The following is a 23,762-nucleotide window of genomic DNA, read 5'->3' as shown; positions in this document are numbered from 1 at the left end:
GAGGCGTCAGAAACCGAAACGCCGGCGCTTCTTCGGCGCGGGCGTTACCGGATCCTCGATCGCCGGAAGGCTCGCGATGTCGGGGAAGTCGGAGAATGAGGGCGGCGGCGCGGCCCCCACCATGTCGCCGAACGGATCGGTGCCGGCGTCGGTCGCCTCGGCGGCGACGGTCCAGTCGTCGGTCGGCGCCGGCACCTGGTCGATCATCGGTCGCGTGAGCTCGAGCATCTGTTCGGGCTGCAGCATCTGTTCGTCGCCGAAGTCGAGCGCGACATCGTCGCCGCCGCCGACCATCATGGTCATCGGCTCGTCCTCGTCGTCGTCGTCGTCGACCGCCGGCTGGGAGAGGTCGAAGTCGGCCAGTCCCACGCCGCCGATATCGGCGAGGTCGGGCGGAAGCAGTTCGGTGCCGACGGTGTCGGCGCGCGACAGCGCCGCGGCCAGATAGCTTTCGGTCATGGCCGCGATCGTCAGATTCTCGCCGGCGTCCCCGGCCAGCGGCGAATAAGGCGACGACAGCGCGGCATTGACCGCGACCGAGAAGGACAAGGCGTCGCCCAGCTTGTAGAGATAGGCGTTGGCGCCGGCTTCGGCCGCGCGTTCCTTGAAGGCTCCGATGGCGGGCGCGACGATCTTGCAGCCGGCGATGAGCGCCTCGCTGAACACCATCGAGAAGGTTTCCGGCCATAGCGACGGGAACAGCAGGCAGTCATAAGCCGACATGATCTCGACGACGCGGCGATTGTCGTAATTGCCGCGCAGCACCAGTCGGTCCTTGCCGAAATTGTCGCTGATCAGCTTGACCGCCTGCGCGACCTTCTGCTGAAAGTCGGGACGGTTGAGATTGAGGCCACCGCCCCAGATATCGATCTTGAGCTGCTTGCGGCTGGCGAGCAGCGGCGGGATCTGGTGCAGCAGGAAGCCGATCCCCTTGTCGCGCAGCACCTGGCCGAAAAAGGCCATCGTCTCGCCGCGCGGACGGCGGTCCATGCCGTTATAGGCGTGGCTGACCGTCTCGAAGCTGCCATTCGGTACCACCGCGAGCCGGTCCCCGAACCGGAAATGCTGCGCCATGATCTGGCCCTGGAACAGCGACGGCGTGACGACGACGTCGCATATGTCGAACAGGCGCTGGAACATCCGGAAGCGGACCGAGAAGTCCTTCGGCTCGCTATTGGGGAAGCAGCCGATGCAGTCGAACGGGGTGAAGCTCGAGCAGAGCTGGCCATTGGGGCGGACGAGATGGCCGTCGCGTTTGCAGATCGGCAGGAACTCGTGCGCGGTGAAGATGAAACGCGCCTTGGGGAACGCCTTGCGCAGCGCGACCAGGAAATCGATGCCCGTCAGCATGAAGTGATGGACGAAGATGACGTTCGGATCGATGCCCTTGGCGAAGCGGATATAAGCTTCGAGGACCCATCGGCTGCACGAGACGAAGCGGTCATAGTCGAACGCCGCGACGTTGACGATATATTCGTTCTCGCGCTGCGGCATCTTCACGATCGGGGTCGACTCCGACACCAGCCGCGTCGGTAGCCGGTCGTGGAAGGCGGTGAAGAAGCTCTGGTGGCCGGCCTGGCGCAGGCCGAGATGGAGGTTGTAGGCGACCTGCTGGGCGCCCCCCGGCACGATGTCCGGATGCATGAAGGAAAGCACCAGCGCCCGCATCAGCGTGCGCCCATGTTGAAGATGGCCGAATTGACCTGCTTGATCGCGTTGAGCAGCGAATCCTCGCCCGATCCGTAGGATTCGAGATGGATGAGATCGCGGGTGTTATAGACCTTCACCGATACTCCCGCGCGTTTGGCCATCCGGCAGAATTCGACATCCTCGAAATGCGCGAAGACGAAATGTTCGGGCAAGCCGCCGATCCTGTTCCAGGTCGGTTTGCCGACCGCGATCAGCGCACCGCTGACCGCCTCGACATCGGTGATCGCCCCTTCCTCGATCAGGTCGACCGGCATGTGGCGACCGATATGCGAGGTGCGCAGGACGCGCTGTGCCTTGTTCTTGTAGGATATCGTCTGGTCGAGCAGTTCGATCCCGTTGTGCATCACCTCGTCGGCGTCGGACAGCAGCGTCGCGCCATAGACATTGCCGTCGTCGGAGGCCGCGGCGAGCCGGGTGTAGACCGTCGGGTCGTTGCAGCAGATATCGGGATTGACCAACAGGATGCGCTGCGAGGTCGACAGTTCGACGGCGACGTTGTTCGCCGCGGCGAAGCCGATATTGTCCTCGAACAGGATGATCTTGTGGTTGATCTGGAACAGCTTGAACAGGCTTTCCAGATAATCGACCTGCTGCTGGAACAGCGAACCCTGCTGGAAGCCGAGGATGATCTCGGCGCCCGGCGGCAGGTCGAGGATGCGGGTGGTGAAGGCGTAGAGGCTGGCGATGAACGGCTTGCGATAGAAGACCGTGATCACCGAGAAGGTCGATGGACGATAGGCCTTGCCGAAGCTCAGATAGGCCGACTTCTGTTCGGCGAGATATTCGTTCCAGCTCGACTGGATCAGATCGGACAGTCCGCGGCTGCGATCGAACAACAGCCGCTGCTCGATCTGCCGGCCGGTGCGCTGGATATCGTAGACGATCCCGGCGAAGAAATCCGAATAGCTGTTGGGCACGACCGCCTTGCGCGCGACGAGGATTTCGTCGCGGACCGACACCAGCAATACCTCGACCGCGCCCGCCTCGAGCAGCGCGGGATCGCGCAGCAGGATCGTCAGTCCGACGGCGCCGGGCGCGCGGGGCTCGATGTCCTTGCGGGCGTAGAACAGGGTGGTGACGCGGGTCTGGTTGGAGGTGACGCCCCCGACCCGCAGGATGATCCGGATGAATTCGGTGGCGTCGACCGCCCAAAGCCTGATCGCAAGGTGCGAGCCGAACCGGGCCATCGTTTCGACGCCATGGGGCTTGGTGAACAGTCGCTTGGAAACCCGCGCTTCCCCCGAACCCTCGCCCGGAGAAATATCATCTCGAGAAACATCGCCATGTTCGGAAGCAGCGTCGGCAACGGCGAACTGGGCGGTCGCATCATGGGCTTGTTGCGGAACGGCCTGGGCCGTGAGGCCGGCGGCCGCATCGCCCACCGTGGCGCCTCCAGCACCTTTGTTCACGCGCTTACACTCCCGTCGCCCCACCGACCGAGAAACTGTCGGGAAAATCACGTCTAGCGGTATAGGGTCAAAAGACTAAATTCAATCTTAATTGCGTGGATTTAGGCGCTCTTCGGCGCCTGCAACTATGACCAGCGCATCAGGTCCTCATAAGCGCTGGCATCGACCGTCGTTCCCGGCTGGGGCTTTTTGGTCGAGGCCCCGAAAACGGTTGCCAGTTCGCTATATTTCTCCGGAGTCAGCGAACCGAGAACCCGCTCGAGCATCACGCCGTTCATATTGTTGAGTTCGGCGGCGACCATGATCGGTTCCCACAGATCCAGCACGATGCTTTCGGTTGCGGTGCGCGCCTCGATCACGATCTTGCCGCTCGCCAGATCGCCGGCGGCGACGGCACGCGGCAGCGATATCCTGAACCGGATGAGATCGGGCTGTTGCGGGTCGCGAATACCCGCCCCCGCCACGCGATTGTCACCGATAAGGGCGCCGATCGACACTTCCGTCGCCTGCGGGCCCCTGACCCATCCCGCCAACACCCTGTCGGAGAAGAAATCCACTACACCTGAGAGCAAGCCCGCATTCCCCCGTCACTCTGGTCCGTCGAACGATGCTAGCATGGTTCTTTTCGCATTTGCAGCGATTCTAGTCGCCTGACCCGACAGTTTTTTCCAGCCGGCTGCCATATTTGCGGCATTTCGGGATTTTGTGCGATCCCGCGACATGGCGGTGCGGCGTCGGCAGCTCATTCGCCGATCCGCAGCCGCACGCGCAGAAGATCGCGATCGACCGTCTCATGGCAGGCCGACACCGCCATCCTCGTCAGGAAAAGCCAGGGTCTCGCGCCGATACTGTCGAAGTTGCGACCGCCCTCGTCGGCGTCGATCAGCGACGGATAGGAATAGCGAGCCTTGTCGTCGCAGGATCGCGAGCCGAGGATCGGCAGCCGCAACAGGGTCCTGGTGGGCGTCCAATGGACGAGATCGGCGGACCAGCTGTAGCGGATCGATCCGTCCGGAGCGTCGGACGCACGACCGACCTGCATCACCGCGAGATAGCGCCCGCTCGGCTTGTGGTAGCTGATCGATCCGGGCGCTCCGCCGATGGCGACCGGCTGGCATGGCACCTCGGCCTGTCCCGGTGTCGAACGATAGGGATCGGTCGCGCGATAGCGATAGCCGTCGGCGGACAGCCCCCGCCACGAGGTCGGATCGAACGGGTTCGACGACCGGAACAGGCAAACTCCGGGGCGTTGCGCGCCGCCGCCGGTGGTATTGGCCATGAAATAATAGGCAGCGCCCAGCCTGACGATGTTCGACGGATTGAAGAAGCCGCGATGTCGCCCCTGCTCCACCTCCTGGCGAAAGCTGGCGCCCGCCACCAGTATCGGCCGCGATGCGGTTGCGAAGCTGCGCCCGCCATCGTTCGAGCTCGCCGCGACGATGCTGTTGTACCAGCAGGCCATCGCCGCGGTGAACCGGCATCGTCCGGGATAGCGGCCGGCGCGATATTCATCATGCACCAGCGCGGCGACATGCCGCCCGTCCTCGGTCCAGGTCGCGGTTATGTAGCTCCATCCGGCATAGGCTGCGGGATCGGGATCGTCACGGCTGACCAACGCCTTCGCGCAGCCATGGCGAAGATGCAGCAGCGATCGGCCGTTGAAGCTGCGATTCTTTTCGTCGCTGGCGAACAGGACGATCTGTCCGCTGGCGTCGCGAAAGGCCCGCACGGGCGCGTCCGGTACATCCCATTGCTCGCAGCGCTGCGATTGCCAGTCATATACGGGTTCGAACCGGCCGACGACGCTCAGCCGGAGCGAGGAGTCGGGCACGACTCCCGCCAATGCGGTCGCGACGGCGGCCAGCGCCGCTGCGGCGATGATGATCGCCGGTGGCCGGAGCGCGCGCCGCGCCACGGCCGGTTCAGCGCGCGGGCAGCGTGCGCAGCGTCCGTTCCATGCTCTGGCAAAGCACGACGTCGGGGCGCCAGCGATTGATCAGCGACAGGTCGATTTCGGCGGATTCGACGACGCTGAAATCGCGGAACATCGCCTTGAACCACCAGCTCTGGCTGCGATTGCTGGCGCCGTTTCCGAAGCTGCCGAACGCCAATATCTTCAGATCGCAGGGTGCCGAGGGATTGTGCCACGTCGACCGCAGCGCGCCATCGTCGCGCGTTTCGGTTTCCGCCGGCCCGGGCAGCAATGCCTCGATCTCAGCATATTCGGGGACGAGTTCGGTCTCGTATATCGGAAAGGAGAAATGCTGCGCCAATTCGCCCGCAAACGGCACGCTTTCGCGTCCGGCAGGCGGAATTTGGCTGCACAGCTCCGCGATCTTCGCAAATTGGTCGGTGCGTCCGTCGACCAGCCCGCCGATCTGGTTGGCGAGCTGATAGAAGCACAATTGCGCGCCGATCGCACGAATCCCGTCGTCCAATCGCAGATAGGGTGCGATGCCGGCGGCGTGGCACGCGCGCAGCGCGGCGACGAGCGACCGGTAATAAGGGAAGGCCTTGGCGTCGGCGCGCAGCTGATCGGCGATATTCGCTTCGATCAGGCTGAGGCGTGCCGTGATCATCGGCGATCCCGGCGGCGTCAGCGCGTGCAGGATCGTCGCCTTCTCGGGAAATATGCTCTGGACATAGACCGCCTTGCGGCGGGCGATCGCCGCCTGCCTGCCCCGGAACAGGCTCAGCCAGGCCTCTGCATCGGATTCGATCTTCGGGCCGGTGCGGTCGGCATAATGGCCGGCGACGTCGTGCGGTCCGCGATGGGCGAACAGGAAGCCTTCCCTGCCGATAACCGCCGCGCCATCGACCGATTCGAGGCCGATCGGCAACCGGAACAGGCTCAGATCCGCCACGACCTTGGGGGTGGGCGCGAGGTTGCCGATCTGCACCCCGGACTTTTCGAGTTCCCGGGTACGGTGGGTCCGGGCGATGTCGAGGATCGAGGGGAACATCAGAAGATCGAGCGGGGGAAGGTCGCCACGGGTCGCCCGCAGCACGGCCCGGTCCTCGATGATATATCGGGCGATCGCCGGATCGGAGAAGGGCAGCGTGAAGGCGCCATGCGGCGTGTCCGCGCGGTCGCCATCGGCCAAGGTGCTGCCGACGTCCTCGCCGTCGATGAACAACGTGATCTTGACGGTGCGGCAGGCGGGATCGTGCGAATCGCCGGCCCAGCCGTGCAACGCCTGGCCAACCACCAGCCCATCCCAGAACCCGACCAGCGTGCGCGGTTCGGTCGACGGAGCCTCTACGGCCTTGGGTGTTTTCGCGGGCCTGGCCGGCTTGGGGGGCTTGGGAGGCTTCGCTGTGGCCGCCTCGACCGGCGGGGCCGGGCGGGGGGCTGGCGCTGCGGGCTCGGCCGGCGCGCTTGCGGGTGGAGCCGTGGTCTCGATCCGGGCCTCGGATACGCTTGTCGCGTCGCCGGAAACTGTCACGGCGCCAGTGTCGGGCGGGACTGCAGCCGGTTGAGGGGCTGCCTCGGCCGGTGGCGTTTGCTCGATCACGACCTGTGAGACAGGGGGCTGCGAGACAGGAGCCTGGGGAGGCGGTGCAGGATTCAGCGGGATGACCGCCGCGGATTTCGGCGGCGGCGGCGTCGCCCCCATGCGGCCGATGCCGGTGGCCATCACGCGGTCGAGGTCGAGAAAATCCTGTTTGGACAGGAAGGACGCGCTCAGTTCCTCGTCGGTGGGTTCGCGCAGCTCGAATTCGAACGGGGCTTCGCCGTCGTCAGGCGAATCCGATTCCGCCGGATCGAGCCCGGACTCCGGGGACGTATCGCTTGCCGCCGGGGTGTCGGGCGCCGTCGGATCGGCGGGACCCTTGTCGCTGCCCGCTCGCGTAAACCGGCTCAGAAAGCGTTTCATCGACTCGATCCAGACTGGAGAAAAAGGCCGTGGTGCGGTGCGGCATAGCCCCTATGGACCGCCGTGCCAATTTTCAGGCGTGGTGCGTGCCCGCGGGGGCTGCGGCGCCCTTGCCGACGCCGGTGTAGGACAGTGAAGCGCGCGCGACCTCGGCCGACGGATAGATGTTGCGCAGGTCGACCAGCACCGGCGACTTCAGCATGCCGGCGATCCGCGGCAGGTCGAGCGCGCGAAACGCATCCCATTCGGTCACCAGCACCAGGGCGTCGGCGCCGTCGGCCACCGCATAGGGACTGGCCATGAACTCGACATCGTTCATCACCATGCGTGCCTGCTCCATGCTTTCGGGATCATAGGCACGGACCTTGGCGCCGGCGTCCTGCAACGCCTGGACGATCGCGATCGAGGGGGCGTCGCGCATGTCGTCGGTGTTGGGCTTGAACGCGAGGCCGAGCAGGCCGACGGTCTTGCCGCGGGCCTCGCCGCCCATCGCCGCGATCACCTTGCGCCCCATCGCGCGCTTGCGGGCGTCGTTGACCTTCACCACCGCCTCGACGATCCGCAGCGGAACCTCATGATCGTCGGCGGTCTTGAGCAGGGCGAGCGTGTCCTTGGGGAAGCAGGAGCCGCCATAACCCGGCCCGGCGTGCAGGAATTTCGATCCGATCCGACCGTCCAGCCCCATGCCGCGCGCGACTTCCTGGACGTCGGCGCCGCTGCTTTCGCACAGGTCGGCGATCTCGTTGATGAAGGTGATCTTGGTCGCGAGGAAGGCGTTGGCGGCATATTTGATCATTTCGGCCGATCGCCGACCGGTGAACATCACCGGCGCCTTGTTGAGCGACAGCGGTCGATAGACCTGCTGCATCACCCGTGTCGCCTCGGGGCTTTCGGAGCCGACGACGACCCGGTCGGGGCGCTTGAAATCCTCGATCGCGGCGCCTTCGCGCAGGAATTCGGGGTTCGATACGACCCAGATCGCCTTGTCCGGGGCAACCTCGGCGATCAGGCGCTCGACCTCGTCGCCGGTCCCGATCGGGACGGTCGACTTGGTCACGATCACGGTGGGGCCGGTCACCGCCTCGGCAACCTCGCGAGCCGCCGCATAGACATAGCTCAGATCGGCATGGCCATCGCCGCGGCGCGACGGCGTGCCGACCGCGATGAACACCGCATCGGCGCCGGTGACGCCTTCGGCCAGGTCGGTGGTGAAGGACAGGCGGTTCGCACGGACATTGGCCGCGACCAGTTCGGCGAGACCGGGTTCGTAGATCGGCATGATGCCGTTCTTGACCTTGTCGATCTTCGATTCGTCCTTGTCGACGCAGACCACGTCGTGGCCGAAATCGGCAAAGCAGGCGCCCGATACGAGGCCCACATAACCTGTACCAATCATCGTGATACGCATCGTTTACCCGATCGCCTGCTGGAAAATTTGGGGAGAGGAAGCTTCTGGTTGCCGCGAGCCCAGATAGCGCCCCGTCCCCGGCGCCGCAACGCGGATCGCCGCGCAACCTCCGGTCGAGGTCGCGCGGCGATCGCATCGCGTGCCGCCACGCAGGCGAACCGACGAGCCCGTCGCCGCCAATCCGGTGCTAGCGGATTTCGTGCGCTTCAGGATCGCGACGCGTCAGGCGGCTTGCGAAGCCTTGGCTTTCGCAGCCTCCCTGATGACCCGCGCGGCGCGGATCTTCGACAGTTCGAGCAGCGCCTTGATCTCGGCACTTTCCGGATCGAGCGCGAGCGCCGCCTTGAGCTTGACGTCGGCGGCCGCATAATCGCCGGCGTGGACCAGGTCCTTGCCCGCCTTGGTCATCTTCGCGACTTCGCGCTTCTGGCGCGCGGTCCGGACCCTGCAGACCTCGAGCTGGTCCTTGATGTCGGCATTGTCGGGGTCGAGCGCGAGCGCCGCCTTGAACGCCCGATCGGCGCCCGGATAGTCGCCGGCATGAAGCTGGTTGCGGCCTTCGCGACGCAGCTTGGCAAGCTGCTCGGCGATCTTCTTGAGCTCCTTGGCATCCTTGATCGCGCGCGCTTCCTTGGTCTCCTGGCTGTCATTGGCATTTTTCGCCGCCCTGGCCGCCCGCGCCTTGGTGAGGTCGAGGATCTTGGTCAGGTCCTCGTTCTTCGGATCGAGCGCGAGCGCGGCGTTGAGCTTTTCCTCCGCCGCCGCATATTGCTCGGCAAGCATCAGCTTGCGGCCTTTGCGTCCCAGCGTGCCGACCTCTTCGCTCTTGCGATAGGCTGCCGTCGTCTCCTTGGGCAGGCCTTCGAGATAGAGATGCGCATGTTCGGGATCCATCGCCGCCATGCGGCGCAGCGAACCTTCGAACGCCAGGTTCATCAGCGCGATCGTGTTCGGCTTGACGTCGCGCTTGTAGCGTCCGGGCAGGGTGTCGGCGCCGACCCAGGTATGGCCGACCCAGCGATCATTGTTGCTCAGATTGGCGACTCGCTCGGGCTCGAGATCGGCCTTGAGCTCCTTGGTCAGCTTCACCCCGAAAACATCCGCGACGCGTTCGGCCCAGCTGTCCAGATCGAGGCACAGCCGCGCATAGCCCAGCATCACCCGGTCCGATTCGGGAATCAGGTCGACCTGGTCGAGATAGTCGGCGACATAGTTGTTGGTATCGAGCGCGTCCTTGGGCAGCCGGCTGACGATCCACTTGTCGATGCCCATGTCGTGGATGACGGCGAGCCGGTCCTGGAATTCGCCTTCGGTCTCGTCGGGCCGCCGATGGCCGTCCTGCCAGAAATACTGGTTGCAGGTCAGGTCGCGCGGGTCGCGGAAATTGACGAGGAAGCGTGGGCCCTTGCCGGCGGCCAGCGGCGCCGGATTCACCCGCTCGATCATCTGGTGCAGGAACAAATGCCCCTGAGGCGGCAGATTATGCCAGTCGAAACCCTTGGAAACCTCGCCCTTCTTAACCTCATTGGCCATCTGGACCATGTCGCGGACCGGCACGCCTTGCCGTTTGGCATGGTCGTTGACCATGCCGAGGATCCGCCAAGAGGAGTTGGTTCCGCTCGTCCGCGTCGTGAAAAATACGATCGATCTGGCGTTGGTCGACATATCTTACCCCTGGATTGCCATCGCGCCGACGATCGAAATCCGCAGAAAGTCCGCGGATTTCAGCCGGGCAGGCCCTCTAGGTACAAATCAGAATAGGCTGGGTCCAGTGCTGCCATGCGACGAAGTGACGGAGCATAGGCGATATTCATCTTGGCAATCGTTTCCGCGGACACGTCATGCTTGTAGCGGCCCGGCTGGGTGTCGGAACCGACCCAGGTATGGCCGACCCAGCGCTTGTTGGTGTCGAGATTGTCGACCCGCTCGGGTTCGAGTTCGTCTTTCAGCTTCTCGGTCAGCTCGACGCCGAACACCTTGGCGACCCGGGCGACCCAGTCGTCGAAGCCGACGCACAGCCGGGCATAGCCGAGCATCACCCGGTCGCCCTGCGGAATCATGTCGACCTGGTCGAGGAATTTGCGGGTATATTCGTTGGGATCGTCGGGATTTTTCGGCAGGCGGCTGACCACCCATCGATCGATCCCCATGTCGTGGACTTCCTTGATCCGCTCGGCGAACGCCTCGTCGCTTTCATCGGGGCGGCGGTGGCCGTCCTGCCAATAAAACTGATTGCAGGCGATGTCGCGCGGATCGCGGAAGTTGACGAGGAACAACGGACCCGTGCCGGGCGCCAGCCGGGCCGGATTGATCCGCTCGATCAGCTGATGAAGGGTGATGAAGCCTTCCGCGGGAAAGCCCGACCAGTCGAAGCCCGCCGGGATATTGCCCTTTTCGACTTCGGTCGCCATCGTGATCCGCTCACGCTCGGGCAATCCCTGAAGCTTCGCATGTTTGTTGAACATCGCGAGGATGCGCCACGAGGAGTTCGTTCCGCTTGTTCTTGTCGTGAAGAACATGATCGACCGGGAATTGGACAACATTTCGCAACCCTAAAACGAAGATACTAACAAATACTGATCCTGATGGCCGTGCCGCCGGGCGGCACTGCCAATGTCCGGTCATGGTCGCGATGGAGTGTGATAGCGATCCGCCCCCCCCGAACCACGCCTCTTTATTGCAGGCGATTGCATAGACGTTTCGCACGAGAAACCCTTGCATATCAAGTGATCGCGCACCCGATTTCACAGTGGTTTACGAAGGGCTTTGCGCCGGCCGTCGGTCGCAATGCCGGGCGATCTCCGGGCGCTCTGGAAAAATTCGTCTTTCCCATGATCTTAAACTGCCATATGGGCGCGGTTTGCCCATGCCATGGGCGGTTAGCTCAGTTGGTAGAGCAGCTCGTTTACACCGAGCGGGTCGGCGGTTCGAGCCCGTCACCGCCCACCATGGCCCAATCTAGACGCAGGACTCATGGCCACAGCCATTCGCGCCGATCAGTTGCTCGTCGATCGCGGCCTTGTCGAGAGCCGGGCGCGCGGTCAGGCGCTGATCCTCGCGGGACTGGTCTTTTCGGGCGAGACCAAGATTGCCAAGGCCGGCCAGGCGCTCAAGCTCGATGCGCCGATCGAGGTGCGGGGTCGCGATCATCCCTGGGTGTCGCGCGGCGGCGTCAAGCTGGCCCATGCGATCGGCCATTTCGGTTGGGACGTCGCCGGCATGGTCGCGATCGATGTCGGCTCGTCGACCGGGGGCTTCACCGACGTGTTGCTCACCAACGGCGCCCTACGGGTCTATGCGGTCGATTCGGGCACCAACCAGCTCGCCTGGAAGCTGCGGCAGGACGATCGCGTGATCGTCCATGAGAAGACCAACGCCCGCCATCTGACCGCGGCCGAGATCGTCGAGCCCGTCGACCTGATCGTGTGCGATGCGAGCTTCATTTCGCTCGCCAAGGTGCTCGCGACGCCGCTGGGATTCGCGCGGCCGGGTGCCGGCCTGATCGCGCTGGTCAAGCCGCAGTTCGAGGCGGAGCGCCACGAGATCGGCAAGGGCGGGGTCGTTCGCGACGAACAGGTTCACAAGCGGGTATGCGATGCCGCCGCGGCCTGGGTCGCAACCCAGGGCTGGCAGGTCGAGGGCATCGAGCGCAGTCCGATCACCGGCCCCGAGGGCAATGTCGAATTCCTGCTTGCCGCCCGCAAGGAGCAATCATGACCCGCTCTGGGGCAGGGGGGAGATGCTGCCAACTCGACAGCGGGCGCAGGCTATCGCATGGATGTGCGACGATGAAGGACGGACGGGGATGAGGGAAATACGACGCCATGGGTGAGCTCGCTTCGCCGGGCCAACTGCGCCTGTCCTATCTGCGCTGGGCGCTCGTCACCGTGCCGGCGATCGTCCTGCTCGGCCTGCTCTCGGGCATCCTGTCGGGGTCGGGCTATGGCAATGCCTGGTTCGATGGGCTGTCCAAACCCGGCTTCATGCCGCCCGGCGTGGCGTTCCCGATCGCCTGGACGATCCTCTACATTCTGATGGGCGTCGCCTTTGCGATGATCCTGAACGCGCGCGGCGCGCGCGGCCGGGGCGCTGCGACCGCCTTCTTCCTGCTTCAGCTGGTCGGCAATCTTGCCTGGTCGCCGATCTTCTTCGCCCTGCACCAGACGGTCAACGCGCTCGCCGTGATCGCCGCGGTGTTCATGTTCGCGGGGATCGCCACCATCTTCTTCGCGCGGATCCGCAAGGCGGCGGCGTTGCTGATGCTGCCCTATCTCGCCTGGCTGCTGTTCGCCGGCGCGCTCAACTGGCAGATCGTCCGCCTCAACCCCGACGCCCAGAACCTTGCGCCGGGCGCAGGGGATGCCCAAATCGCGCTTTAAGTTTTATAGTCGGCCCAAAGGAGGCCCAGTCCCATGCAGTCCGAAAACCGAATATTCGACGATTTCGTCAAGATGATGAACGGTGCCGCGGGCACGCTGGCCGGGATGGGCCGCGAGGCCGAGGCCGGTTTCAAGGACAAGGCGAAGGACTGGATCGGCGGCCTCGATTTCGTAACCCGCGAGGAGTTCGAGGCGGTCAAGGCGATGGCCGTCGCTGCGCGCGACGAGAATGATGCCCTCAAGGCACGGCTCGACGCGCTCGAGGCGAAGGCTGCCGACAAGGCCTGATCGTCAACCACTGGTGGTCCGGGGCGCCGGTGCCACCTATCCACAGCTTTTTGCGCGCCTGCGGCAATAGCGCTTTGAACGGTCGCCCGATCCGCGTAACGGATTGGGCGAAGAGCGGAAGGGGCCGCCCATGGATCTCGACGACTATGAATCGGTGCGCGATATGAGCGCTCCCATCGACATGCTCGAACATTATTTCTCGGCCCATGGCTGGGAATGCGAGCGCGTGGGCGATGAGGAGATCGTGGCCCAGTTCCAGGGCAGCTGGACCCAATATGAGCTGCGCGCGGTATGGCGCGAGGAAGATCGGGTGCTCCAGTTCCTGGCGCTGCCCGACATCCGCGTGACCAGCGACAAGCGCGGTGCGATCTACGAGACGCTCGGCTTGATCAACGAGCAACTCTGGCTCGGCCATTTCGAGATGTGGACCAGCTCGGGCATGGTGCTGTTCCGCCACGCCGCGCTGCTCGACGCGCAGGGCGACACGATCCTGACCCTCGAACAGGCCGAAACCCTGATCGAGGCCGCGATCGACGAGTGCGAGCGCTTCTATCCGGTGTTCCAGTTCGTGCTGTGGTCGGACAAGTCGCCGCAGGACGCGATCGCCGCCGCGATGATCGAGACCCAGGGCGAGGCCTGACGGCTCGCCCCTTTGCTCGCCTCCCCGAGCCGTCACCCCAGCGAAGGCTGGGGTCCATGTCTCTCTCCGCGAGAGACGGCATTGCGAGGGGCGACAGTCATGGACCCCAGCCTTCGCTGGGGCGACGGAGGAAAACAGGTGGTGAACCTCACCCTCAAAGGTCCGCTCTGGCTGCTCGGCGCCGGCAATATGGGCGGCGCGATGCTGCGCGGCTGGATTGCTGCCGGCGTCGATCCCACGCAGATCACCGTGATCGATCCGATGATCGCCGAAGTGCCCGCCGGCGTCACCCTGCTGCGCGCGCTCCCCGGGGACGCGAATCCCGATACGCTGGTGCTCGCGGTCAAGCCGCAGCAGATGCCAGCGGTGCGCGACATCTTCGCCGGATCGCCCCGCCTGCTGTTGTCGATCCTTGCCGGGGTCGAGACCGAAACGCTCTCGGCCGCCTTCCGCGCCAAGGCGACCGTCCGGGTCATGCCCAACCTGCCGGTGTCGATCGGCGAGGGTGTCAGCGCGCTGTTCTCGGCCGATGCCGATCCGGCGACCCGCGACGAAGCCGCCGCACTGATCGCGCCGCTCGGGTTGATCGAGTGGATCGACGATGAGGCGCTGTTCGACGCGGTCACCGCGCTGTCGGGCTGCGGCCCGGGTTTCCTGTTCCGCTTCATCGACGCGCTCGCCGACGCCGGCACCGCGCTGGGCCTGCCCGCCGACCAGGCGCTCCGCCTGGCGACCGCCACCGTCAAGGGATCGGGGCTGCTCGCCGCGGCGTCGGACGAGAGCCCGGCGATCCTTGCCGATCGGGTGGCGAGCCCGGGCGGATCGACCCGCGAGGGACTCAACGTCCTCGACCGCGACGACGCGCTCAAGATGCTGCTGCGCGCGACGCTCGCCGCCTCGGCGAAGCGCAATGCCGAACTGGCGGCGGCGGCGCGATAGGGGCCATCCATATTTCGGGGTGGCGTTTTCGATCCAACCCCCGCTAAAGCCTCGTCCATCATGACGATCGACAAGACTTTCGACCCCGCTGCTATCGAAGCGCGCTGGTACCCTTATTGGGAAGAGGCCGGGCTGTTCAGGCCCGAGCGGCCCGACGCCGAGCCGTTCACGATCGTCATCCCGCCGCCCAACGTCACCGGCAGCCTCCATATCGGCCATGCCCTCGACGACACGCTGCAGGATATCCTCGTCCGCCATGCCCGTCTCAAGGGCAAGGATGCGCTGTGGGTGGTCGGCACCGACCATGCCGGCATCGCGACGCAAATGGTGGTCGAGCGCAACATCGCCTCGCAGGGCATCAAGCGCACCGATATGACCCGCGAGCAGTTCATCGACGTGGTCTGGGAATGGAAGGCCGAAAGCGGCGGCACCATCACTCGCCAGCTCCGCCGGCTCGGCGCCTCGTGCGACTGGGCGAACGAGCGCTTCACGATGGACGAGGGCTTTTCGAAGGCCGTCATCAAGGTGTTCGTCGAGCTCTACCGGCAGAAGCTGCTCTATCGCGACAAAAGGCTCGTCAACTGGGATCCGGGCCTCAAGACCGCGATCTCCGACCTCGAGGTCGAGACCAAGGAAATCCAGGGCAAGTTCTGGCACTTCTCCTATCCGCTCGCCGACGGATCGGGCCAGATCTCGGTCGCGACCACCCGGCCCGAGACGATGCTCGCCGACATGGCGGTCGCGGTGAACCCCGCCGACGAGCGCTATCAGGCGCTGATCGGCCAACAGGTGCGCCTGCCGATCACCGGCCGGTTGATTCCGATCGTCGCCGACGAGCATGCCGATCCCGAACTCGGTTCGGGCGCGGTCAAGATCACACCCGGCCATGACTTCAACGATTTCGAGGTGGGCAAGCGCGCGGGCTTCAAGGCCGCCGACATGCTCAACATGCTCGATGCCGAGGCGAAGGTCATCCAGACCGCCGACGGGCTGATTCCCGACGCCTATCTCGGCCTCGACCGCTTCGACGCGCGCAAGGCGGTGGTCGCGGCGATCGAGGAAGCCGGCCTGCTCGAGAAGATCGAGGATCGCACCATCCAGACGCCTTATGGCGATCGCTCGGGGGTGGTGATCGAGCCTTGGTTGACCGACCAATGGTATGTCGATGCCGAGACGCTGGCCGGGCCCGCGCTCGAGGCGGTGCGGTCGGGCAAGATCAAGGTCGTGCCCGAAAGCTGGACCAAGACCTATTATAACTGGCTCGAGAATATCCAGCCCTGGTGCGTCTCGCGCCAACTGTGGTGGGGCCACCAGATCCCGGCCTGGTTCGGGCCAGCTATCGGCCAAGACGCCCAATCCGAAGCGGATGGCACCTTCGCATGGATTGACGAACTTCCTGACATGGAAAATGTCGCTCGCCGGACACGAAGCGCGATGCCGGAAGTGTTTGTCGCGGAGACCGCTGACGAGGCGTTGGAACTGGCCAAGGAGCATTATTCAAAAGTTGGCCTCGACCTGACGCTGGAAAGTGGCATGCGTCTTGAGCTGGTTCACAGCCATGATGAAGCGAGAGAAAAATTCGTCGATGGCGTTCTGGGTCTCTGGCGCGACAGTGACGTGCTCGACACCTGGTTCTCGTCGGCGCTGTGGCCGTTCGGCACCCTCGGCTGGCCCGACGACACCACCGCGCTGCAGCGCCATTATCCCAATGACGTGCTGATCTCGGGCTTCGACATCCTGTTCTTCTGGGACGCGCGGATGATCATGCAGGGGCTGCACTTCATGAAGGAAGTGCCGTTCCACACCCTCTATCTGCACGGTCTGGTGCGCGCCGCCGACGGCTCGAAAATGTCGAAATCGAAGGGCAACACCGTCGATCCGCTCGGCCTGATCGAGAAGTTCGGTGCCGATGCGCTGCGCTTCACGTTGGCGGCGATGGAAAGCCAGGGCCGCGACATCAAGCTCGATGAAAAGCGGGTCGAAGGCTATCGCAACTTCGCGACCAAGCTGTGGAACGCTGCGCGCTTCGCCCAGTCGAACGGCATCGGCGCCAGCACCTCGCTCGAAGCGCCCACAGCGACGCTGGCGGTCAACCGCTGGATCGTCGCCGAGACGATCAAGACCGTCCAGGCGCTCGACCTCGCCATCGCCGACCTGCGCTACGACGAAGCCGCCAACATCATCTACCAGTTCGCCTGGGGCAGTTTCTGCGACTGGTATATCGAGCTGACCAAGCCGCTGCTCGCCGAAGGCGCCGATGCGGTTGCCGCCGCCGAGACCCGCGCGGTCGCCGGCTGGGCGCTCGACCAGATCCTGGTGATGCTCCACCCGTTCATGCCGTTCATCACCGAAGAGCTGTGGCATGCGCTGGGCGAGCGGCCCTATGACATCATCGTCGCCAAATGGCCGATGGCCGATGCCCGTGCGATCGATCCGGCCGCCGCACAGGAGATCGACTGGCTGATCCGGTTGGTCAGCGAGATCCGCACCGCGCGGACCGGGCTCAACGTGCCGCCGGGCGCGCGGCTGACCGCGTTCGCGCGCGATGCCTCCGACCTGACCCGCGATCGTCTCGCCGCGCAGGCCGCGGTGATTGCCCGGCTCGCACGGGTCGACATGACCGCCGACGAGCCCGCCCCCGGCGGCGCCGCGCAGGTCGTGGTCGACGAGGCGACCTTCGTGATTCCGCTCGAAGGGGTGATCGATCTCGAGGCCGAACGCGCGCGCCTGACCAAGGGCATCGTCGCCGCCGAGAAGGAGCGCGACAGCCTCGCCAACCGCCTCGGCAACCCGGCCTTCGTCGAAAAGGCGAAGCCCGAGGCGATCGAGAAGGCGCGCGCCGATCATGGCGAGAAGGCGATGGAGGCCGATCGGTTGAGGGCGGCGCTGGCGCGACTGGGATGAAGACCCAGCGCGACCTGACCCAGGGGCCCATCGGGCGGACCTTGCTGCTGTTCGCGCTGCCGACGCTCGGATCGAACATTCTCCAGTCGCTCAATGCGTCGATCAACATGGTCTGGATCGGCCATTTTCTCGGCGAGGACGCGCTCGCGGCGACGGCGAATGCCGGGCTGATCATCTTCCTGTCGCTGTCGAGCGTGTTCGGCTTCGGCATGGCGGCGTCGATCCTGATCGGCCAGAATTTCGGCCGCCGCGACATCGACGGCGCACGCCGCGCGATGGGCGCTGCCTCGGGCATCTTCCTGGCGCTGTGTCTGGTGAGCGCCGCCGCCGGCTATTATTTCAGCGATTCGCTGCTGCATCTGATGGGAACACCGGCGGCGGCCTTGCCGCTTGCCGGTGCCTATCTGCGCATCGTCTTCCTCGCGCTGCCGGGGGTGTTCTTCATGACCCTGCTGATGATGGGGCTGCGCGGCGCCGGCGATTCGATGACGCCCTTGTGGTTCATGATCCTTTCGGCGCTGCTCGACGTCGTCTTCAACCCGCTGCTGATCGCCGGTATCGGGCCCTTCCCGAAAATGGGGATCGCCGGGTCCGCGGTCGCGATGCTGATCGCCAATTACAGCGCGGCGGCGGGATTGCTGGCGTTCATCTACTGGCGTGACCTGCCGATCCGGCTGCGCGGCGCCGAATGGCGTTACCTGCTGCCCGATGCGATCCTGCTCAGGACGATCCTGGGCAAGGGGATCATGATGGGGCTGCAGATGCTCGTCATGGGAATTTCCGGCCTGGTGATGATCGGCCTCGTCAATCGCGAGGGCGTCGACAGCGTCGCCGCCTACGGGGTGATGTCGCAGGTCTGGCAATATGTGCAGATGCCCTCGGTCGCGGTCAGCGCCGCGGTCAGCGCGATGGCCGCGCAGAATATCGGCGCGAACAAATGGGATCGGGTCGGGGCGATCACGCGGCAGGGCGTGATTGCCAATGTGCTGATGTCGATTGCGGCGGTGCTGCTGATCACCCTGTTCGAGCGCCCGGTGCTCGGCCTGTTCCTCGACACAAGCGGGCCGGCCTATCCGATCGCCTCGCATATCCATCTCGTCGCCGGCTGGGGCTATGCGCTGGTCGGGGTGATGATGACCCTGTTCGGGGTGGTGCGCGCCAATGGTGCGGTGCTGGGTCCGCTGCTGGCGATGATCGTCGGCCTGATTCCGATCCGGCTCGGTTTCGCCTATGTCGCGCACGACTGGCTGGGGAGCGACGCGCTGTGGCTGTCCTTCCCGATCAGCATCGCGATCACCACCCTGATCGCCATGCTCTATTATCGCTTCGCCGACTGGCGCGGAAAGCGCATCGTCGATCCGGCCGAGGTCGAGGAAGCGATCGAGCACGAGCTGCTGGTGTGACCGCGGGCGCCGGCCATATCGGCATTGTCGGCTGTTCGGCCGAAGGCGCCGCGCTGTGTTACCGGACGATCTGCGCGGAGGGCGGCGCACTGATGGGGCGGGCCGATGCCCATCCCCAGGTTTCGATGCACACCCACGCGCTCGCCGATTATGTCGTCCATCTCGACAAGGGCGACTGGGGCGGGGTCGCCGATCTGATGCTGTCGTCGGCCGAAAAGCTCAGGGCGGCCGGGGCCGATTTCCTGATCTGCCCCGACAACACCATCCACAATGCGATGGCGCAGGTCCTGCCGCGTTCGCCGCTGCCGTGGCTGCACATCGCCGCGGTCGTCGCCGAGGAAGCCAGGCGCCGTGGCTTTCGCAGGCTCGGCCTGACCGGCACCCACTGGCTGGTCGCGAGCGAGGTCTATCCCGACCAGCTCCGGCGCCACGCGATCGAGTGGCTGCGCCCGACCGACGCCGAGCGCCACGAGATCGGCCATATCATCATGACCGAACTGGTTCGCGGCGACTTCCGGCCCGACAGCATCGCCCGCTTCCAGGCGGTGATCGCGCGGATGAAGGCCGAAGGCTGCGACGCGGTGGTGCTCGGCTGCACCGAGATCCCGCTGATCATCGACGATGCCAATTCGCCGCTGCCGACGCTCGATTCGACCCGGCTGCTCGCGCGTGCGGCGCTGGCGCGCGCGCTGGGCGCACCATCTGCGGCGACCGGCCGGTAGCTTTCGCCGCGGCCGGACCGATCAGGCGCCGGGATTCTTCCAGAGTTGGAAGGCCTTCTCGCAGATCGTGGTCCAGCATCGGACCGACAGATTCCGATCGGGGGTCGAAAAGGGCGCGACGCTGTCGAGATAGCCCATCAGCAACCGATCCGTCAGCCGCTCGACCGTTCCCGCGGGATGATCGGCGTCGTGCAGGCGGACGACCAACAGGGTCGCGGGACCGATCTCCGCCAGCGCTTCGCTGATCTTGACGGTCTGTTCCATCGTGATGTCGGCGCATTTGTAGACGAAGATCTTCTCGGCTTCCTCGATATCTTCGATCAGCTTCCGACGAAGAAACCGGCTTCTTTTGAGCTGAAGCGCGGAGAATTTCTCGCGATCGATGCTGCTGTCATAGGTGAAGGTGTGCATGTTCATGCCGTAGCGGGTGTCGGAGACGCCATATTCGCCGTTCGGCCAGGTATAGATCGTGGTGTTCTCGGGCTCGCCGACGCCGTCCAGCCCGGAGCGCAGCGCGGCCGCCAGTTGCTCCGGCTTGGTGGCGGCCCAGCGGAACAGGCCGAGCGGCTCCGCACCCAAATGCCTCTGGAACAGGCCGAATTCGCAGTTGTCGCCGAGGCTTTCGCAATATTTGATGATTTCGGTGATCGGCAGCTGCCCCGTCTTGGCAGGCGCGCCGGGCTTCTTGGGTGCCCGGTCGGATGCCGCGCGATCGTCCCCGTCGGCGGCGATCGCGGCCAGTTGCGCCTGGCCGACGACGTGCCCCAGCAGGTTTCGGCCCTGGACGTTGTGCGGATCACTTTTCAGCAACTGCTCGAGGATGTCGCGCGCCTCGGCCCAGTTCCCCGCCGCTTCGGCGTCCTTGGCCCGAAGAATATAGAAGGCCGGATCGGTGTCGCCACGCTCGACCGCTTGCGCGATCACCGCACTGGCTTCGGCGACTTGCCCGAGCTGCCGCAGCGTATCGGTCAGATGGTCGCGCGCCCATGGATCGCTGGGATTTCTGTCATAGGCGGTCTGCCAGAGCGTCAGGGCCTCGGCTTTGCGCCCGCGTTGCGACACCACGGTCGCATGTATCATCATGAACGGCGTGACGTCGGGGAAGCGGCCCAGGAAATCGCCGGTCAATGCTTCCGCCGCCTCGAGGTCGCCCTGCTTCAGCAACGCATTCGCCAGCCCGATCACCGCCTGGGGCTCGCCGTTGCTGGCGTCGAGCGCGCGGCGCCAGCGTTTGCTGGCGGTCGCCCAGTCATTCTGCTTCCAGGCCAGTTCGGCATGGCAGATCAATATGTCCGATGCACGGGCATCCTTGCGGAGATGCTTGCTGATCACCCGCTCGGCCCCGTCATGGTCTCCTGCTTCGGCCAGCGCTTTGGCGAAACGGATCTTGGCCGGCCTGTCGTCGGGTGCGAGCAGGCTGATCTGCCGGAACCGCCGGGCTGCCTTCTTCCAGTCGTTCTGCTTCGCCGCGAGTTGTCCCCAGCCCTCGAATATGCCGGGATGATCCGGAAACCGATCCGCCGCCGCGGCATAGGCGGCCTCGGCCTCCTTCAGCTTCCCCATATCCTCGAATGCCTTCGCCTCTTCGATGAAGGTCGCGACACTGTCCGGATCCTGGGTGCGGACGCGCCGCAACAGGTCGAGCGATCGGGCATGATCGCCCTGCCGTTGCGCGCTGCGAGCCGCGAACGCCAGCAGCGCGGGTTCGTCGGGGAAATGGGTTCGGGCAAGCTCGATCGCTTCGCCGACGGCGGCGAATTTGTCGGTCGCCATCAACAGTTCGATCTTGCCCTTATGGCCTTCGAACTCGGTCGGATGGAGCGTGGTGAGTGCGTCCCATCGTCTTGCGGCTTCGTTCCAGTCGCGGCGTGTCTCCGCGCAACGGGCAAAGCCGATCAGCAGATAGGCCGGCGCCGAAACATGGGTGATTGCATGCCGATAGACCATATCGGCTTCGTCGAAACGCTGCAGCGCGGCCAGCGCGGCACCCCCGCCGAAATATCCGGTCAGATAGCGCGGCCAGCGCTGCCGCATCACCGACCATCGCCGTTCGGCTTCGGGCCAGTCGCACCGATGATGGGCGATCCAGCCATGCATCTCGGCCGCCGCCGGGTTGTCATTGTCGGGTGCCAGCAACGGGGCCAGTGCGGCTTCGGCCTCACCGATGCGTCCGATATCGTGAAGGCAGCGCGCCCGCATCAGCATGGCATCGGATCGCAGCGCGGGTGGCAGCGCGCGCTTCAGCGCCAGTTCGAAACTTGCGAGCGCGGCGTGGTAATCCTTCTGATGAAAATGGCGGGCGCCGCTTTCATAGTCATCGTTCCCGGGAACGGGGTCGATCACCGAGGATATCTTCATGGCATCGGTCGTCCGAAACAAATGGACGCGCGTTTCGGCCGGCCTCGTTTCTTCGATTCGAAATCTGGCACCGCCGCCAATAGGCGCTCTGTCACCGACGCTATCGGGTCGGTCCGCGGCTTGGCAATAGCAATATCGCGCGGGTTTCCGTCGGATCGCGCCGCCCCGATCGCGATGGCATCGATCATGATCCGGAATCGTGCCGCGTTTCTCGGGGTGGGGCGGGCGCCTCTGCCGATCGGCTTGACGCCCGCCGCGAACCGCCGATAGCCTCGCGCCTTCGGGGCGATCGAGGGGCGACGATGGACGGAAAAGGCGCGGCACCGCAGCCGCTGGTGCGATGCCTGGGCGTGGCGGGTGTGCTGTTCCTGACCCTGTCGGTGACGACCCCCGCCTCGTCGGTGTTCGTGATCGTCCCCGGCATGCTCCAGACCGCCGGAACCGGGGCGATCTGGGCGACGCTGATCGCCTCGCTGATCTGTGTCACCACCGCCTTCATCTATGCCGAGCTCTCGTCGGCCTGGCCGGTCGCGGGCGGCGAATATGTGATGGTCGCCCACACGCTCGGGCCGCTTGCCGGTTTCGTGATGCTCGGGGTCAACATCTTCAGCAACCTGCTCTTCCCGCCGGTTGCCGCCCTGGGCGTTGCCGCGGTGCTCGGCACCGTGATCCCCGGATTGCCGGCGGTGCCGGTCGCGATCGCGGTGCTCGCGGCATCGACCCTGGTCGCTTTGCTCAACATCCGCGTCAATGCGATGGTGACCGGACTGTTCCTGCTCGTCGAACTGCTCGCGCTGCTCGTCGTGATCTGGCTGGGATTCGCGCACCAGCTTCATCCGGTCGCCGACATGATCCTGCGTCCGGTCATGCCGGACGCGGCCGCGATGGTGCCGGCCTCGGTCGCCTCGATCGGAGTGGCGACCTCGATCGCGATCTTCGCCTTCAACGGCTATGGCGTCGCGGTCTATTTCGGCGAGGAGATGCACGAGGCGCCGCGATTGATCGCACGCACCGTGCTGTGGGCGGTGGCGCTGGCGATCCTGTTCGTCGGCGTGCCGATCGTCGCGGCGCTCGCCGGCGCACCCGATCTCCACCGCCTCGTCACCGCCGACGATCCGTTCGGCATGCTGGTCGGCGCGCTCGCGCCCGGCTGGGTCCGCGATGCGGTGTCGATCGGCATCGTGATCGCGATCGTCAACGCGATCATCGCCGCGATCCTGTCCTGCGCGCGCTTCTTCTACAGCAGCGCGCGCGACCGCTGCTGGGGACGGCGGTTCGACGGCCTGCTGTCGGCGATCCACCCGCGCTTCGGATCGCCGTGGATCGGCACCCTGCTTATCGGCGCCTTCATGATCGCCGCCTGCTTCATGCCGCTCACCTTCCTGCTCGTCGTCAACGGCGCCGGACTGATCGTGATCTATGCCGGGATGGCGGCGGCGGTGATCGTCGGCCGGCGTGGCGGCCAGTCGGCGCACGCGCCCTATCGCATGCCGCTCTACCCGATCGCGCCGATCGTCACCCTCGCGGCGCTCGCCTATGTCGTCTGGACCAGCTGGCTCGATGTCGAGGAAGGGCGCCCCGGCCTGATCGTCACCGCCGGCCAGGTGCTGCTGTCGGCGGCCTATTATCGTTTCGTCCTGCGTCGCCGCGGCGAATGGCAGGTCCAGATACCGGCGCTCCCCGGCAAGGGCTGACCCGGCCATGGCCGCTCTGATACGCTATTG

18 protein-coding genes and 1 tRNA gene are annotated in these 23,762 nt (G+C 65.3%); 10 read left to right on the top strand and 9 right to left on the bottom strand.

Features of this window, described 5'->3' with window-relative positions; translation table 11 throughout:
* Positions 1–6 precede the first annotated feature (6 nt).
* The 8 genes from AC1RM6_RS21715 to AC1RM6_RS21680 all read right to left on the bottom strand — a co-directional run bounded on the left by AC1RM6_RS21715 (position 7) and on the right by AC1RM6_RS21680 (position 10,870).
* Complete coding sequence (locus AC1RM6_RS21715; RefSeq protein ID WP_493105050.1) at positions 7–1,668, bottom strand: glycosyltransferase; 1,662 nt, start codon at positions 1,666–1,668, stop codon at positions 7–9.
* Positions 1,668–2,897 (bottom strand): glycosyltransferase family protein, encoded by a 1,230-nt coding sequence (locus AC1RM6_RS21710; protein ID WP_493105048.1) that lies wholly within the window; start codon positions 2,895–2,897, stop codon positions 1,668–1,670. Before AC1RM6_RS21710 ends, AC1RM6_RS21715 begins: the two co-directional genes overlap by 1 nt.
* Positions 2,898–3,244: 347 nt before the next feature.
* The gene (locus AC1RM6_RS21705; protein WP_493105046.1) at positions 3,245–3,616 is read right to left on the bottom strand and encodes a hypothetical protein; all 372 of its coding nucleotides are present in this window, start codon (positions 3,614–3,616) and stop codon (positions 3,245–3,247) included.
* Between the two features lie 245 nt (positions 3,617–3,861).
* Positions 3,862–5,034: a hypothetical protein gene (locus tag AC1RM6_RS21700; protein WP_493105044.1), complete on the bottom strand. Its 1,173-nt coding sequence runs from the start codon at positions 5,032–5,034 to the stop codon at positions 3,862–3,864.
* 7 nt (positions 5,035–5,041) lie between these two features.
* Positions 5,042–6,328 carry an alginate O-acetyltransferase AlgX-related protein gene (locus AC1RM6_RS21695; protein ID WP_493105042.1) on the bottom strand — a complete coding sequence of 429 codons (1,287 nt, stop codon included), beginning with the start codon at positions 6,326–6,328 and terminating at the stop codon, positions 5,042–5,044.
* Between the two features lie 742 nt (positions 6,329–7,070).
* On the bottom strand, positions 7,071–8,405 hold the full coding sequence (locus AC1RM6_RS21690; protein WP_493105040.1) for a UDP-glucose dehydrogenase family protein: 1,335 nt from the start codon (positions 8,403–8,405) through the stop codon (positions 7,071–7,073).
* Between the two features lie 222 nt (positions 8,406–8,627).
* A complete protein-coding gene (locus AC1RM6_RS21685; protein ID WP_493105038.1) occupies positions 8,628–9,992 on the bottom strand; it encodes a tetratricopeptide repeat protein in 1,365 nt (454 codons plus the stop codon).
* Positions 9,993–10,129: 137 nt separating this feature from the next.
* Positions 10,130–10,870, bottom strand: coding sequence for a hypothetical protein (locus AC1RM6_RS21680; protein WP_493105036.1), 741 nt, complete (start codon positions 10,868–10,870; stop codon positions 10,130–10,132).
* Between the two features lie 408 nt (positions 10,871–11,278).
* Between AC1RM6_RS21680 and AC1RM6_RS21675 the strand changes: the two genes are divergently transcribed.
* The 9 genes from AC1RM6_RS21675 (at position 11,279) to AC1RM6_RS21635 (ending at position 19,680) form a co-directional block, all read left to right on the top strand.
* A tRNA-Val gene (locus AC1RM6_RS21675) sits at positions 11,279–11,354 on the top strand.
* Positions 11,355–11,378: 24 nt separating this feature from the next.
* Entirely contained in the window at positions 11,379–12,122 is a 744-nt protein-coding gene (locus tag AC1RM6_RS21670; RefSeq protein ID WP_493105034.1) for a TlyA family RNA methyltransferase, read from the top strand.
* A gap of 107 nt (positions 12,123–12,229) precedes the next feature.
* Positions 12,230–12,784, top strand: a complete 555-nt coding sequence (locus tag AC1RM6_RS21665; protein ID WP_493105032.1) for a TspO/MBR family protein — start codon at positions 12,230–12,232, stop codon at positions 12,782–12,784.
* A gap of 33 nt (positions 12,785–12,817) precedes the next feature.
* Positions 12,818–13,072 (top strand): accessory factor UbiK family protein, encoded by a 255-nt coding sequence (locus tag AC1RM6_RS21660; protein ID WP_493105030.1) that lies wholly within the window; start codon positions 12,818–12,820, stop codon positions 13,070–13,072.
* 130 nt (positions 13,073–13,202) lie between these two features.
* Complete coding sequence (locus AC1RM6_RS21655; protein ID WP_493105028.1) at positions 13,203–13,712, top strand: type III secretion system chaperone family protein; 510 nt, start codon at positions 13,203–13,205, stop codon at positions 13,710–13,712.
* Between the two features lie 99 nt (positions 13,713–13,811).
* Entirely contained in the window at positions 13,812–14,651 is an 840-nt protein-coding gene (gene proC, locus AC1RM6_RS21650) for a pyrroline-5-carboxylate reductase (protein ID WP_493105026.1), read from the top strand.
* Between the two features lie 60 nt (positions 14,652–14,711).
* Entirely contained in the window at positions 14,712–17,555 is a 2,844-nt protein-coding gene (locus AC1RM6_RS21645; protein WP_493105024.1) for a valine--tRNA ligase, read from the top strand.
* A complete protein-coding gene (locus AC1RM6_RS21640) occupies positions 17,552–18,958 on the top strand; it encodes an MATE family efflux transporter (protein ID WP_493105022.1) in 1,407 nt (468 codons plus the stop codon). Before AC1RM6_RS21645 ends, AC1RM6_RS21640 begins: the two co-directional genes overlap by 4 nt.
* Positions 18,955–19,680, top strand: coding sequence for an aspartate/glutamate racemase family protein (locus tag AC1RM6_RS21635; protein WP_493105020.1), 726 nt, complete (start codon positions 18,955–18,957; stop codon positions 19,678–19,680). The genes AC1RM6_RS21640 and AC1RM6_RS21635 overlap by 4 nt, the downstream gene beginning before the upstream one ends.
* Before the next feature lie 21 nt (positions 19,681–19,701).
* On the opposite strand, the gene AC1RM6_RS21630 is transcribed toward AC1RM6_RS21635, so the two are convergent.
* Positions 19,702–22,038: a tetratricopeptide repeat protein gene (locus AC1RM6_RS21630; protein ID WP_493105018.1), complete on the bottom strand. Its 2,337-nt coding sequence runs from the start codon at positions 22,036–22,038 to the stop codon at positions 19,702–19,704.
* 302 nt (positions 22,039–22,340) lie between these two features.
* On the opposite strand from AC1RM6_RS21630, the gene AC1RM6_RS21625 reads away from it, so the two are divergent.
* A complete protein-coding gene (locus AC1RM6_RS21625; RefSeq protein WP_493105016.1) occupies positions 22,341–23,732 on the top strand; it encodes an APC family permease in 1,392 nt (463 codons plus the stop codon).
* The last annotated feature ends 30 nt before the right edge of the window (positions 23,733–23,762 follow it).

The organism is Rhizorhabdus sp. GW822-FHT03C02 (assembly GCF_058801765.1).
Note: the sequence above shows the minus strand (reverse complement) of the source record. Positions and strands in the feature narration are given on the sequence as shown.